Raw genomic sequence first — 13,516 nt, 5'->3', positions numbered from 1 at the left:
GGTACAGGTGAGCTACGCGGGTGACATCACGCCGAAGCAGGCGTGGGAACTGTTGCGCGACAATCCGGATGCGGTGCTGGTGGATGTCCGCACCGACGCGGAATGGCGATTCGTCGGGGTGCCCGACACCAGCGGCATCGGCCGGCCGACCGCATTGATCGAATGGGTCGACGCCACCGGCACGCCCAATGCCCGCTTCGTGGACCAGTTGAAGCAGGCCCTCGCGGATCGTCCGCAGGATTCGGACGCGCCGGTGCTGTTCATCTGCCGCTCCGGGCAGCGCTCGATCGGTGCGGCCACCGCCGCCACCACGGTCGGCATCACCCCGTCCTTCAACGTGGTCGACGGCTTCGAGGGTGCGCTGGACGGCCAAGGTCATCGCGGCAGCACCGGCTGGCGCGCCGACGGACTTCCGTGGAGGCAGTCATGATCACCGGTGGCTCTTTCGACAAGCCGCTGCCCGAGGGCGTCGGCCCGGCCACGCAGGCCGTGCGCGGCGGCACCCGCCGTTCCGGTTTCGACGAGACCTCCGAGGCGCTGTTCCTCAATTCGGGTTTCGTCTACGAGAGCGCCGAGGCCGCCGAGGCCTCGTTCACCGGCGATATCGAGCACTTCGTCTACTCCCGCTACGGCAACCCGACGGTCGCCATGTTCGAGGAGCGGCTGCGCCTGATCGACGGTGCGGAAGCCTGTTTCGCGACCGCGTCGGGCATGTCGGCGGTATTCACCGCGCTGGGCGCGCTGCTGTCCGCCGGTGACCGGCTGGTCGCGGCGCGCAGCCTGTTCGGCTCCTGCTTCGTGGTGGCCAACGAGATCCTGCCGCGCTGGGGCGTGGAGACCGTCTTCGTCGACGGCGAGGACCTGGACCAGTGGGAGCAGGCGCTGTCCGTCCCCACCCAGGCCGTCTTCTTCGAGACCCCCTCGAACCCCATGCAGACCCTCACCGATGTGCGCGCGGTCTCCGATCTGGCGCACGCGGCGGGCGCGAAGGTGGTGCTGGACAACGTCTTCGCCACCCCGCTGCTACAGCGCGGCTTCGATCTGGGCGCAGACATCACCGTCTACTCGGGCACCAAGCACATCGACGGCCAGGGCCGGGTGCTCGGCGGCGCGATCCTGGGACCGCAGGACTACATCGACGGCCCGGTGAAAAACCTCATGCGCCACACCGGTCCGGCCCTGAGCCCCTTCAATGCCTGGACCCTGCTCAAGGGCCTGGAGACCATGCCGCTGCGCCTGCGCCAGTCGGTCGACTCCGCCCTGAAGATCGCCCAGTTCCTGGAGACCCACCCGGCGGTGGCCTGGGTCAAGTACCCCTTCCTGTCCTCGCATCCGCAGTACGAGCTGGCCAAGCGCCAGATGTCCGGCGGCGGCACGGTGATCACCTTCGAACTGAAGGCCCCCGAGCACGAGGCCAAGAAGCGCGCCTTCGAGGTCCTGAACCGCCTGCGCATCATCGACATCTCCAACAACCTCGGTGACGCGAAGACGCTGATCACCCATCCGGCGACCACCACCCACCGGGCCATGGGGCCGGAAGGCCGTGCGGCCGTGGGTATTACGGACGGGGTCGTCCGAATCTCGATCGGTCTGGAAGACGTCGAGGATCTGCTCAACGACCTGGATCACGCGCTTAGCTAGACTAACGGTCATTGACAGTATGCTGTCATCTTTGACAGCATACTGTCATGTTGAAAACCGTTCATATGGCCGTGTACGACACCTTCTCCGATTGGGAGGTGGGTCATGCGACCGCACACATCAACCGTGAACTCTGGCATCGGGAACCCGGTGCCTGGCAGGTGAAAACGGTTGGCATCACCGCCGATCCGGTTACCTCGATGGGCGGCATGCGGGTCCTGCCCGATCTCGTGATCGACGATTTGAAGCCCGCTGACAGCGCCATGCTGATCCTCCCCGGACTCGGGACCGAGTTCGATCCGGAGTCTCCGATCGGCGTCTTCGCGCGCAAGGCTCGGGAGTTCCTGGCCGCCGGGGTCCCGGTCGCCGCCATCTGCGGTGCGACCTTCGGGCTGGCGAAGGAAGGGCTGCTCGACGATCGGCCGCACACCAGCAATGACCCGGGATACCTTGCCTACTCCGGCTATTCGGGCGCCGAGCACTATGTTGCGAAGACCGCGGTCACCGACGGTGATCTGATCACCGCCACCGGCACCCGCCCGGTCGACCTCGCCCGCGAGATCTTCGCCAGGCTGGAGATCTTCGAGCCGCACGTGCTGGAGTCCTGGTACAAGCTCTACGGAAACAACGATCCGGCGGGCTTCTACGAGCTGTACGAGTACGAGCAGCAGCAGGCGGCCGCCCGATGAGCCGGACCGGGCAGCAGCTCTTCGCCACCGCGGCGGTCACCTCGTTCAAGTTGAACGGCCAATTCCTCGCCATCGCCGAGGAATTGGCCAAGCCCGCCGGAATCACGGTCGCGTGGTGGCAGGTGCTGGGCGCGGTGCTGCACGAGCCGCTGCCGGTGGCGGGCATCGCGCGCGAGATGGGCATCACCCGGCAGAGCGTGCAGCGCGTCGCGGATCTGCTGGTGGACAAGGGATTCGCGGAGTACCGCCCGAATCCGGCGCATCGGCGGGCCAAGCTGGTCGCCATCACCGAGGCCGGTCACGACGCGGTCCGGCGCATCGATCCGCAGCACGCGGCCTACGCGAAACGCCTTACGGCACAACTGGGTAAGCAGCGGCTGGCCGAGATCGTGGACGCGCTGACCGACCTGTCGGCCGCCCTCGAAGCGCTCGAGGACCACGCGACGGACGCGGCCTGATCGAATCCCCGACCTACGGCGCGAACGGATCCTTGGTCTTGCCGACCAGTGCCGCGACCGACGGCAGGATGGTGGTCGGGCGGTACGGGAACTGCTCGACCAGGGCCGGGGTGGAGATGCCGGTGGTGACGAGGATGGTGCGCATGCCCGCCTCCAGGCCCGCGATGACGTCGGTGTCCATCCGGTCGCCGATCATGACGGTGGACTGCGAGTGCGCGCCGATGCGGCGCAGCGCCGAGCGCATCATCAGCGGATTGGGCTTGCCGACGTAGTAGGGCTCCTTGCCGGTGGCCCGGGTGATGAGGGCCGCGACCGAGCCGGTGGCCGGGAGGATGCCCTCGCGCGACGGGCCGGTGGCGTCCGGATTGGTGGCGATGAAGCGCGCCCCCGCCGCGACCAGGCGGATGGCGGTGGTGATGGCTTCGAAGGAGTACGTGCGGGTTTCGCCCAGGACCACGTAGTCCGGATCGGAATCGGTGAGGATGTAACCGATTTCGTGCAGTGCGGTGGTGAGACCGGACTCGCCGACCACGTACGCGGTGCCGCCCGGGCGCTGATCGTTGAGGAAGGTCGCGGTGGCCAGCGCCGAGGTCCAGATGGAATCGACCGGGATGTCGAGGCCGGTGTGCTTGAGCCGGGCCTGCAGATCGCGCGCGGTGTAGATCGAGTTGTTGGTGAGCACCAGGAACGGGATGTCGTTGTCGCGCAGTTCGGCGAGGAACTGGTCGGCCCCGGGCACCAGGTGGTTCTCGTGCACCAGGACGCCGTCCATGTCAGTCAGGTAGGAAAGGATCGGATCTGCGCTCGAGTTGGTCACGCGCACATTCTCCGCTATCCCGGACCCGAACGCTCATATATTCCTGCTCTTACCGACCACCCGACCAGTCCGATCCCTGGAATACCGTTCCCCGACCCGGGGTTCGACGTCTTGGGTGTGACCCCTGCCGCACCGCCTCCCGCCGCTGACTATGGTGCGAGGTAAGTCCGTTTGCGGCGCCCGGCGCCGCGGACGACCGGCGGGAGGTTGGCCCGCACAACCCAAGCGCAGCAAGGCGACAGGAGTGCCCAGGTGAAGGACCTCAAGCTCGGTTACAAGGCGTCCGCGGAACAGTTCGGCCCGCGCGAACTGGTGGAGCTCGCGGTGGAGGTGGAGGCGCACGGCCTCGACTCCGCCACCGTCTCCGACCATTTCCAGCCCTGGCGGCACAATGGCGGGCACGCCCCGTTCTCGCTGGCCTGGATGGCCGCGGTGGGCGAGCGCACCAAGCGCATCCAGCTCGGCACCTCGGTGCTGACCCCGACCTTCCGCTACAACCCGGCGGTCATCGCGCAGGCCTTCGCCACCATGGGCTGCCTGTACCCGGACCGGATCATGCTCGGCGTCGGCTCGGGCGAGGCGCTCAACGAGATCGCCACCGGCTACACCGGCGAATGGCCGGAGTTCAAGGAGCGTTTCGCGCGCCTGCGCGAATCCGTGGATCTCATGCGCGCGCTGTGGACCGGTGAGCGCGTCGACTTCGACGGCCAGTACTACAAGACCGTCGGGGCCTCGATCTACGACGTGCCCAAGGACGGCATCCCGGTCTACATCGCCGCGGGCGGCCCACTGGTGGCCCGCTACGCCGGTCGTGCCGGTGACGGCTTCATCTGTACCTCGGGCAAGGGCATGGACCTCTACACCGAGAAGCTGATGCCGGCCGTCGCGGAGGGCGCTGCCAAGGTCGGCCGCACCGTCGACGATATCGACCGGATGATCGAGATCAAGATCTCCTACGACACCGATCCCGTTCTGGCGCTGGAGAACACGCGCTTCTGGGCCCCGCTGTCGCTGACCGCCGAGCAGAAGCACTCCATCACCGACCCGATCGAGATGGAGGCCGCGGCCGACGCGCTGCCGATCGAGCAGATCGCCAAGCGCTGGATCGTGGCCAGCGATCCGGACCAGGCCGTCGAGCAGATCAAGCCGTACCTGGACGCGGGCCTCAACCACCTCGTGTTCCATGCACCGGGTCACGATCAGCGCCGCTTCCTGGACCTGTTCCAGCGCGATCTGGCGCCCCGGCTGCGCGCCCTCTGAAGGGTGTGACGCGCCTCGGAATGACGGGGTAAAACCGGCCCCGGAGCGGGACATATGTCATGTGATTGCAGTCTCCCGCGCCGGGGTCGAGGTGTCGAGGCGGCGGGAAACGGCCGGTCGAACGGGTCTTGACGGATTCATATCAAATGTGCATAACCAAACGCGCTTGACGTGTTGCCGGCCAGACGCGGAAATCGGCCAAAAACGGTCGGTAGTCTTCTGCTCATGGCTGCCTCACCGGTTTCCAGCGTCTACATCGCCTCCCCCGAGGGCGACACCGGCAAGTCGACGGTGGCACTCGGTGTCCTTCAAGCACTTGCCGCGACGACGCCCCGCGTCGGCGTGTTCCGCCCCATCACCCGGTCGGCGACCGGACGCGACTACATCCTCGAACTCCTGCTCGAGCACTCCACCTCCGATGTGGACTACGACCAGGCCATCGGTGTCACCTACGAACAGGTGCACGAGGACCCGGACGCCGCGATCAGCGAGATCGTGATGCGCTATCACGCCGTCGCCAAGCAGTGCGACGCCGTGCTCATCGTCGGCTCCGACTACACCGATGTCGCCAGCCCCAGCGAGCTGCGCTACAACGCCCGCATCGCGGTCAACCTCGGCGCGCCCGTGCTGCTGGTGGTGCGCGGAATCGGCCGCACCTCCGACGAATTGGGCCAGCTGGTCGAGCTGTGCCGCGGCGAGCTGGTGGCCGAGCACGCCAAGCTGGTCGCCGTCGTCGCCAACCGCTGCGAGCCCGATCAGATCGAGGCCGACGCCGAGGTGCTGAAAAAGGTTGCGGCCGTGCCGTCCTGGGCGCTGCCGGAGGTGCCGCTGCTGCAGGCCCCGACCATGGAGGAACTGCGCGACGCCATCGGCGGCGAAATGTACAGCGGCGACCCGGAACTCATGCAGCGCGAGGCCCTGGAGGTCATCGTCGGCGGCATGACCGCCGAGCACATTCTGGAGCGCCTGACCGACGGCGTCGCCGTCATCACCCCCGGCGACCGCTCCGATGTGCTGCTCGCCCTGGTGAACGCCCATGAGGCGGAAGGCTTCCCGTCGCTGGCGGGCATCATCATGAACGGCGGCATGCTGCCCGAGCCGTCCATCGCCCGGCTGATGGCGGGTCTCAAGCCCAAGCTGCCCATCCTGTCCACTGATCTGGGCACCTTCGAGACCGCCAAGGCCACCGCGCTCACTCGCGGCCGGGTCTCGCTGTCCAGCATCCGCAAGGTGGACACCGCGCTGGCTGTCATGGAGGAGCGGGTCGATCCGCGAGAGTTGCTGGCGCAGATCGAGGTTCCGATTCCGGACGTGGTCACCCCGCAGATGTTCGAGTACCAGCTCATCGAGCGGGCCCGCAACGACCGCAAGCGCATCGTGCTGCCCGAGGGCGACGACGACCGCATCCTGCGCGCCGCCGGCCGCGTCCTGCAGCGCAAGATCGCCGATCTCACCATCCTCGGCGAGGAGGCGGCCGTGCGCGGCCGCGCCGCCGAGCTGGGCGTGGACATCGACGCCGCCGAGGTGCTCGACCCCAAGACCTGTCCGCTGCGTGACGAATTCGCCGAGGAGTACGCCCGCCTGCGCGCCCACAAGGGCATGACGGTGGACCGCGCCCGCGAATTCATGAGCGACATCTCGTATTTCGGCACCATGATGGTGCATATGGGGGTCGCCGACGGCATGGTCTCCGGTGCGGCGCACACCACCGCGCACACCATCCGGCCGTCCTTCGAGATCATCAAGACCACGCCGGGCGTCTCCACGGTGTCCAGCGTCTTCCTCATGTGCCTCGCGGATCGTGTTCTCGTCTACGGCGACTGCGCCGTGGTCCCGGACCCGACCTCGGACCAGCTGGCCGATATCGCGGTCTCCTCCGCGCGCACCGCCGCCCAGTTCGGCATCGATCCGCGCGTGGCCATGCTCTCGTACTCCACCGGTGAATCCGGTTCCGGCGCGGATGTCGACAAGGTCCGCGCCGCGACCAAGCTGGTCCACGACCGTTCCCCGGAACTGTTGGTGGAGGGCCCGATTCAGTACGACGCCGCGATCGAACCCGCGGTGGCAAAGACCAAACTGCCGAACTCCGCCGTGGCGGGTCAGGCGACGGTCTTCATCTTCCCGGATCTCAATACGGGTAACAACACCTACAAAGCGGTGCAGCGCAGCGCCGGAGCGGTCGCCATCGGCCCCGTGCTCCAGGGTCTGCGCAAGCCGGTCAACGACCTCTCGCGCGGCGCGCTCGTCGCGGACATCGTCAACACCGTCGCCATCACCGCCATTCAAGCCCAACAGGAGGCGCAATGAAGGTACTGGTGATCAACTCCGGTTCCTCGTCCATCAAATATCAACTGCTGGAACCGGAATCGGCCGAGGTCGTCGCCTCCGGGGTGGTGCAGCGCATCGGTGAGGACGTCGCCTCCGACGTCGTGACCGTCGAGCACAAGTGCGGTGGCGAGACCTTCGAGTACAAGGGGCCGCTGGCCGATCACGCGGCGGGTCTGCACGTGGTGTTCGACCTGTTCAGCGCGTCGGGCCAGGATCTGGCGCACGCCGATCTGGGCGCGGTCGGGCACCGGGTGGTGCACGGCGGCGAGGTCTTCTACCAGCCCACGCTCATCGACGACGATGTGGTGAAGGCGATCATCGACCTGTCTTCGCTTGCGCCGCTGCACAATCCGCCGAACGTCATCGGCATCGAATCCGCGCGGGCGCTGCTGCCGGACGTGCCGCAGGTCGCGGTGTTCGACACCGCCTTCTTCCACAACCTGCCCGCCGCCGCCAAGACCTACGCCATCGACGCGGAAACCGCTGCTGCGCACGGTATTCGCAAGTACGGCTTCCACGGCACCTCGCACGACTATGTGTCGGGCCAGGTGGCGGAGTTCCTCGGCAAGGATCGCGCCGCGCTGAATCAGATCGTGCTGCACCTGGGCAACGGCGCGTCGGCTTCGGCCGTGCGGGCCGGGCAGGCGGTGGACACCACCATGGGCCTGACCCCGCTGGAGGGCCTGGTCATGGGCACCCGCTCCGGTGATCTGGATCCGGGCATCATCTTCCATCTCATCCGCACCGCGGGCATGAGCGTGGACGATGTCGACAATCTGCTCAACCGGCATTCCGGCATCAAGGGCATCTCCGGGGTCAACGACTTCCGCGAGCTGGGTCAGCTCATCGAAACCGGCCACCCCACCGCCAAATTGGCGTTCGACGTCTACATCCACCGGCTGCGCCGCTACATCGGCGCGTACCTGATCGACCTGGGCAAGGTGGACGCCATCACCTTCACCGCCGGTGTGGGCGAGAACGACGCCCACGTGCGCGCCGAGGCGCTGGCCGGGCTGGAGAACTACGGCATCCGCATCGACGAGGCGCGAAATGCCGAGCGGTCCCGAGTGGCCCGGCGCATTTCGACCGACGACTCGGCGATCTCGGTTCTGGTCGTGCCGACCAACGAAGAACTCGCGATTGCCCGTGCTGCCGCCAACCTGGTCGGATAAGGCAACTCTCGGGCTCTCAGGGGCTTCCCCTGAAACCCCTTCTTCACGAAATAATCACGATGTCTTTGGCATTGTGATCGATGGACCGAGGTTCCTCCCAGGTCCACCGGAACCCGTGTCGCACCACGCACAACTGCGGTAGGGATCGACCCTTCCCTCGCCGTTCCCGTGATCTCAGGCTGCCCCCGAGATCGCCGCAGGCGGCACGGGCCCTTTCCGGTCTCAGAACCAAGATTTCGCGCGTACGGCATTGGCCAGATCGATCAGCGCGTAGCGATGCGTGCGCGCGGGCGCCGAACGGGCCAGCCCGCGCAGACCCGTCTCGATGCCGCGCCGCAGATCCCGTTCGGTGAACGGTGACCCGAAGAGCTTGGCGCTGGCCGACTTCGGCCGCTTCCCGGCCTGCACCCAGCCCAGCGCGATGCCCAGGGTCAGAATCCGCAGCTGTGCCGCACGACCCTCACCGGGCGGCAGATTCTGCACCCGTGCCGCCGCCACCTGCAGCGTCGCTTCATCCAGATCCGCTGCGGGAGCACAGGTCAGCAGCATGAGAATGGCCGTCATGCGCGCCTCGGCGTAGTGCCGCGACGCGGGCGGCACCTGATCCAGCGCATGCACCGCCGCGGTGATGTTCCCGGCCGCCGCCAGCTGGCGCGCCAGCCCGAACGCGGCGCTCACTACGCCCCGATCGGTGCGCCACACGGTCGCGTAGTAGTTCTCGGCGTAGGCCCGCCACTCCTCCGGATCCGGCGAATCCCAATGCTGCAGAATCAGTTCCGCGGTGGCCGCCAGCGCCAGCTTGGGTGCGATCTCACCGGGCAGCGCCTCGAGCACCGCGTTGAAACGGGCGAACGCGAGCTCGTACTCCAGCTCCAGCAGCTCGGTCAGGCCCAGATACCAGTCGATGCGCCAGTCGGGCGCGGGCGGCTGCGGCTCGTCGCTGAGACGGTTCAACAGCATGCGCGCGGCGGCGGGCTCATCGAGATCCAGGTGCGCGCGGGCCTCGGCGAGGGTCACCTCGAGCTCGAAAGTCTCGGGCGCACCGCCCGGTTCGGCGGCGGCCCGCTGCCGCGCGTGGCGTAGCTCGTCGAGGGCGTGGCGCGGTTCGGGATGCGCCGCACCGGCCAGCAGCGGGGCCGACGGGTCACCGGGATCGATGATCGGCACCGGCAGCGCGGCCACCACATCGCCGGGCTGGAGCAGGGTGTCGCGGGCGATGCCGTCGATGATGCCGTCGGTCTGCGCGATCAGTTCGCCGGTGCCGAAACTGGTGCGCGGCGGGCTGAAAAGCGTTGACAGCTGCGGATGTTCATTGCCCGTCTCCACCGCCAGGATCTCGCGCAGCACGCCGGTGAGCTGGGTGCCCAGCAGTCGGGCCGAGGGGAAGCGCTGATCCGGATCGGGATGGGTGGCGCGCAGCAGCAGCCGGTACAGGAACTGGTGCCGGGCCAGGATCGGCTCGTCCTTGGGATCCGGGATGCCGTCCACATAGGCGCCCCGCTCCATCGGCAGGTGCAGGGTGAGCACGGCCAGAGTGCGGCCCGCGGTGTAGATGTCCGAGGCCACCGTGGGCCCGGTGTGCGCGATCTCCGGGGCCTGGAATCCCCTGGTGCCGTACAGGTTTCCGTACGCCTCGAACTGGCTGACCGCGCCCAGGTCGATGAGCTCCACCCGATCGGTGGTGATCATGATGTTGTCGGGCTTGAGGTCGTTGTAGGCCAGCCCGACCGAATGCAGATAGTCCAGTGCCGGAAGGATTTCCAGCAGATACGCGATGGCCACCGTGACCGGCATGCGGTCGGGCGCGTAATGGTCGAGCAGATCGCGCAGCGAATGCCCGCCCACGTACTCCATCACGATGTAGCCGATGGGCTCCCCGTCCGCACCGGCGTGCTCCACGAAGTTGTGGATCTTCACGATGCTCGGGTGCACCACCTCGGCCAGGAACTGCCGCTCGGCCACCGCGACCGCCTGCGCCTCGGCGTCACCGGCGTGCAACAGGCCCTTGAGCACCACCCAGCGGTCGCTCACATTCCGGTCGATGGCCAGGTAGATCCAGCCCAGTCCGCCGTGCGCGATACAACCCTGGATCTCGTACTGCCCCGCCACCCGATCGCCCGGATGCAGCGACGGCCGGAAATCATAAGGCGCACCGCAGGTTTGGCAGGTGCCCGTGGTCGTCGCCGGCGCGGTCGGCGTGGCCCGCCCCACCGGCTTGCCGCACCGCCAGCAGAAGCGCCGCCCCTCGGCGACCACCGGATCCTCCAGCACGGCCTTCTCCGGATCCACCGGCTCCACCGTGGGAATCGGCACCAGCCCGGCCCCGAGCCGCCGCACCGCCGGCCGCGGCCGCGTCATCCGCGCCGTGCGCTGCGACGGCCGCGTGGGCGTCCGCGTCTCCCCGTCCGAATTATCCGGTGCCTCGTCCTTCGGGCGTGGCGTCGCCTCGGTGCGCGGTGTGAGCTCGGTCCGCGGCGTCAGCTCGGTCCGGCGCGTGGCCTCCGTTGCCTCGAGTTCCGTACTGGCACCGTCGGGTTCGGGCCGCGCCGTGACCTCGGTTCGCGCCGGCCAGTGCGGTCCCATGCCCGGCTCGGGCCGCTCGACGGCCCGGGTGCCATCGTCGTCCGCCCCGCCGGTCTCGCGGGGCTCGGGATGGTTCGGATCGGACGGTGTGGTCATCGTCAGTCCTGATACCTCGGGGGCGGTGGCACGGCCGCGTCACCCAATTCGGTGGACAGCCAGCGCCGGTAGAGCCGGTTCCAGGTGCCGTCGGCGCGAATGCGTTCCAGCGTGCCGTTCACGAAGCGGACCAGATCGTCGGAGCCCTTGGAGATGCCGATGCCGTACTGCTCGGTGCTCAGGTTGGGCCCGACCACCTCGGTGGCCGGATCCTGTTCGGCGAGCCCGGCCAGCACGGTGTCGTCGGTGCTGACCGCGTCCACCTGCCGCTGCTGCAGCACCACCAGGCAGTCGGCCCAGCCGGGCACGGTGAGGATGGAGGCGGCGGGCTGCTGGCGGCGGATCAGGTCGAGCGAGGTGGTGCCGCTGGCCACGCACACCCGGCGCCCGGCCAGATCGGCGAGCCCGGCGATCCCGGAGTCGCGCACGGTCAGCACCCGCTGATGCGCCTGCAGATAAGACGTCGAGAAGGTGACCGTCTGCCGCCGTTGGCAATTGATGGTCATGGTCTTCACCACGACATCCACGGTGTGCTCGACCAGGGCCTTCTCGCGGTCGGCCGAACTCAGGATCCGGTACTCGATCGCACCCGGATCACCCAGCAGATCCCGCGCCAGCTCCTTGGCGATGTCCACGTCGAAGCCCGCCAGCGTGCCGCTGGTCGGATCCCGGAAACTGAACAGATTGCTGCCCGGATCCAGTCCGACCAAGAGTCGGCCGCGTGCCCGGATGGCATCGATATCGGGCCCGCTGTTCGTCCCGTTCGGCCGCAGGCTCGCGGTCGCGTCCCCGCACTCCGGGGGCGGGGGCGGCAGGGTCGACTGGGTCTGCGCCGCAACGGCTCCCGAGGGCAGCGGCGGTTCGATATAGCTCGGCACCCGGGTCGAGGGCGCGGGCGGCGGCGGGCTGTCGTCGCCGCAGGCGGCGGTGAACAACACGGCCCCGGACAGCGCGGCCGCGGTGAGCAATCGGATCCGTCTTCGCGTCATCGGTACTCCCGCAGTCGCGGCCAGAGTCCGGCGGCGATGAGCACGGCGGCCGCGGTGCTCAGCACCAGCGCGCCCGGCCCGAGCAGGTCGAGGGTGCGCGCGGCGTGAGAGGTGTCGGCGCGCAACATGTTCCGGGTGTCGCCGATGCCGTCGCCGAGGGCGCGGTCCAGCGCGTCGGTCTGGGCGGTGGCCTCGTTCGCCCCCGGACCGGTGGCGACGGCGGCCGCTCCCAGGAAGTCGCCCTTGGACAGCGCGTCGTTCATGCGCTGGTGCGCGGCCCGCCAGCGGTCCAGGGCGGCCGCGGCGGTCTTCACATCGTTGGCGCCGGGCTTGTCGGATCCGTAGCCGGACAGGATATTCCGCAATTTCCCGATGGCCTGGTCGTAGGTGCGGTCGTAGTCGGCGCTGGTGTCGCGGCGCACCAGCTTGAGGGTCTCGGCGGTGCGGGCCTGCTGGGCCAGGATGCGGCTCTCGGTGAGCGCGGCGGTCGGGATGCTGCCGTCGTCGCGGGCGTGGGTGGTGTCGACCGCGGAGATGATGCCCGCGACCACCGTCCAGGACAACAGCACCACCATGGTCCCGCTGGCCAGCAGCAGGCCGAGATTGAGCACCCGGTGCCAGCGCCGGAACAGGAACAGCTGTGCCGCGATCAGCGCGGCCACCGCGATCAGCGGCAGATAGATGGCGGGCCACGGCGGCCGCACGTGATTGCGCTGGGTGGCGGTGATGGCCGCGGACCGATGCTCCTGCAGTTCCTGCGCCATCGGCAGCAGCGTCTTCTGCATGAGGTTGGAGCCCTCGCTCAGATAGGCCGCGCCGACCGGCTCCCCGCCGCGATTGTTGGCCCGCGCGGTCTCCACGATGCCCGCGTACACCGGCAGTCCGGTGGCGATGCCGCTGCGCAGATGCGTATCCGAGTCCCCGTCACTGCGATTGGACTGGGTCACCAGTTCGGCGGCCGCCTCGCCGACCGCCTGGTTGTAGCGGTCGCGCACCGGCTTGGGCTCCAGCCCACCGGAAATGAAGGCGGTGCCCGCCGAGGCGTCGGCCACCGACAGCGAGGTGTAGAGCCGCTGCGCCGAATACGCGTCCGGCTCGGACTCGGTGAGCAGCACGTCCAGGGCGTGTTGCCGGTTGGTCACCGCGGTCGCGGTGACAATGCCGGCGGTCACGCACAGGCACAGCAGGACCAGCCCGACGGCGATCAGCTTGGCGGGGGAGGAGTGCGCGAAGGAGCGCAGTTCCGTGGTCGCGAGGCGTTCCCGCCAGACCGGACCGGCCGCGCGCGGGGACGGCTCCGCCACCATCGACTCCTCGGTACGAGCCATCCTCACCTCCCAATGACCGAAAACGAACGACCAACTTGCTACGTCCGGATGAGCTTATTGTGGACGTACCTCCGTCGTGACGCGGGAATCCCCGCGGTGTGCCCCGCGGGGCGGGAAGTGTGCACAGCGACTGGGTCGGATGATGGGATTGCGAA

Annotated in this window: 11 protein-coding genes; 7 read left to right on the top strand and 4 right to left on the bottom strand. The window is 68.3% G+C overall.

Annotated features, from left to right (window positions below; all coding sequences use genetic code 11):
• The first annotated feature begins 7 nt into the window (after positions 1 to 7).
• The 4 genes from ON43_RS33330 to ON43_RS33315 are packed head-to-tail and all read left to right on the top strand — an operon-like array spanning position 8 to position 2,788.
• Positions 8 to 430: a rhodanese-like domain-containing protein gene (locus tag ON43_RS33330; RefSeq protein ID WP_040813913.1), complete on the top strand. Its 423-nt coding sequence runs from the start codon at positions 8 to 10 to the stop codon at positions 428 to 430.
• Positions 427 to 1,641, top strand: coding sequence for an O-succinylhomoserine sulfhydrylase (locus tag ON43_RS33325; RefSeq protein ID WP_040813910.1), 1,215 nt, complete (start codon positions 427 to 429; stop codon positions 1,639 to 1,641). Before ON43_RS33330 ends, ON43_RS33325 begins: the two co-directional genes overlap by 4 nt.
• Positions 1,642 to 1,688: 47 nt before the next feature.
• The gene (locus ON43_RS33320) at positions 1,689 to 2,330 is read left to right on the top strand and encodes a type 1 glutamine amidotransferase family protein (protein WP_040813908.1); all 642 of its coding nucleotides are present in this window, start codon (positions 1,689 to 1,691) and stop codon (positions 2,328 to 2,330) included.
• Complete coding sequence (locus ON43_RS33315) at positions 2,327 to 2,788, top strand: MarR family winged helix-turn-helix transcriptional regulator (RefSeq protein ID WP_040813905.1); 462 nt, start codon at positions 2,327 to 2,329, stop codon at positions 2,786 to 2,788. The genes ON43_RS33320 and ON43_RS33315 overlap by 4 nt, the downstream gene beginning before the upstream one ends.
• 13 nt (positions 2,789 to 2,801) lie before the next feature.
• Here the strand turns inward: ON43_RS33315 and ON43_RS33310 are convergent, their stop codons facing one another.
• The gene (locus ON43_RS33310) at positions 2,802 to 3,560 is read right to left on the bottom strand and encodes an HAD-IIA family hydrolase (RefSeq protein WP_083913896.1); all 759 of its coding nucleotides are present in this window, start codon (positions 3,558 to 3,560) and stop codon (positions 2,802 to 2,804) included.
• Positions 3,561 to 3,857: 297 nt separating this feature from the next.
• Here ON43_RS33310 and fgd point away from each other — a divergent pair, with 297 nt between their 5' ends.
• The 3 genes from fgd (at position 3,858) to ON43_RS33295 (ending at position 8,365) form a co-directional block, all read left to right on the top strand.
• Complete coding sequence (fgd, locus tag ON43_RS33305; protein WP_040813901.1) at positions 3,858 to 4,865, top strand: glucose-6-phosphate dehydrogenase (coenzyme-F420); 1,008 nt, start codon at positions 3,858 to 3,860, stop codon at positions 4,863 to 4,865.
• A gap of 225 nt (positions 4,866 to 5,090) precedes the next feature.
• Positions 5,091 to 7,172 (top strand): phosphate acetyltransferase, encoded by a 2,082-nt coding sequence (gene pta / locus ON43_RS33300; protein ID WP_040813899.1) that lies wholly within the window; start codon positions 5,091 to 5,093, stop codon positions 7,170 to 7,172.
• Positions 7,169 to 8,365 carry an acetate kinase gene (locus ON43_RS33295; protein ID WP_040813898.1) on the top strand — a complete coding sequence of 399 codons (1,197 nt, stop codon included), beginning with the start codon at positions 7,169 to 7,171 and terminating at the stop codon, positions 8,363 to 8,365. Before pta ends, ON43_RS33295 begins: the two co-directional genes overlap by 4 nt.
• 222 nt (positions 8,366 to 8,587) lie before the next feature.
• On the opposite strand, the gene ON43_RS33290 is transcribed toward ON43_RS33295, so the two are convergent.
• The 3 genes from ON43_RS33290 to ON43_RS33280 form a co-directional block, all read right to left on the bottom strand.
• Positions 8,588 to 10,948 (bottom strand): serine/threonine-protein kinase, encoded by a 2,361-nt coding sequence (locus ON43_RS33290; protein ID WP_373283516.1) that lies wholly within the window; start codon positions 10,946 to 10,948, stop codon positions 8,588 to 8,590.
• A 98-nt stretch (positions 10,949 to 11,046) separates the two neighbouring features.
• Positions 11,047 to 12,033, bottom strand: a complete 987-nt coding sequence (locus ON43_RS33285) for a glutamate ABC transporter substrate-binding protein (RefSeq protein WP_040813896.1) — start codon at positions 12,031 to 12,033, stop codon at positions 11,047 to 11,049.
• Positions 12,030 to 13,361: a GlnX family signal transduction membrane protein gene (locus ON43_RS33280; RefSeq protein WP_040813894.1), complete on the bottom strand. Its 1,332-nt coding sequence runs from the start codon at positions 13,359 to 13,361 to the stop codon at positions 12,030 to 12,032. Before ON43_RS33280 ends, ON43_RS33285 begins: the two co-directional genes overlap by 4 nt.
• Between the last annotated feature and the right edge of the window lie 155 nt (positions 13,362 to 13,516).

This window comes from Nocardia concava NBRC 100430, from assembly GCF_000308815.1.
GTDB lineage: Bacteria > Actinomycetota > Actinomycetes > Mycobacteriales > Mycobacteriaceae > Nocardia > Nocardia concava.
This window is presented reverse-complemented; position numbering and strand designations above follow the sequence as displayed.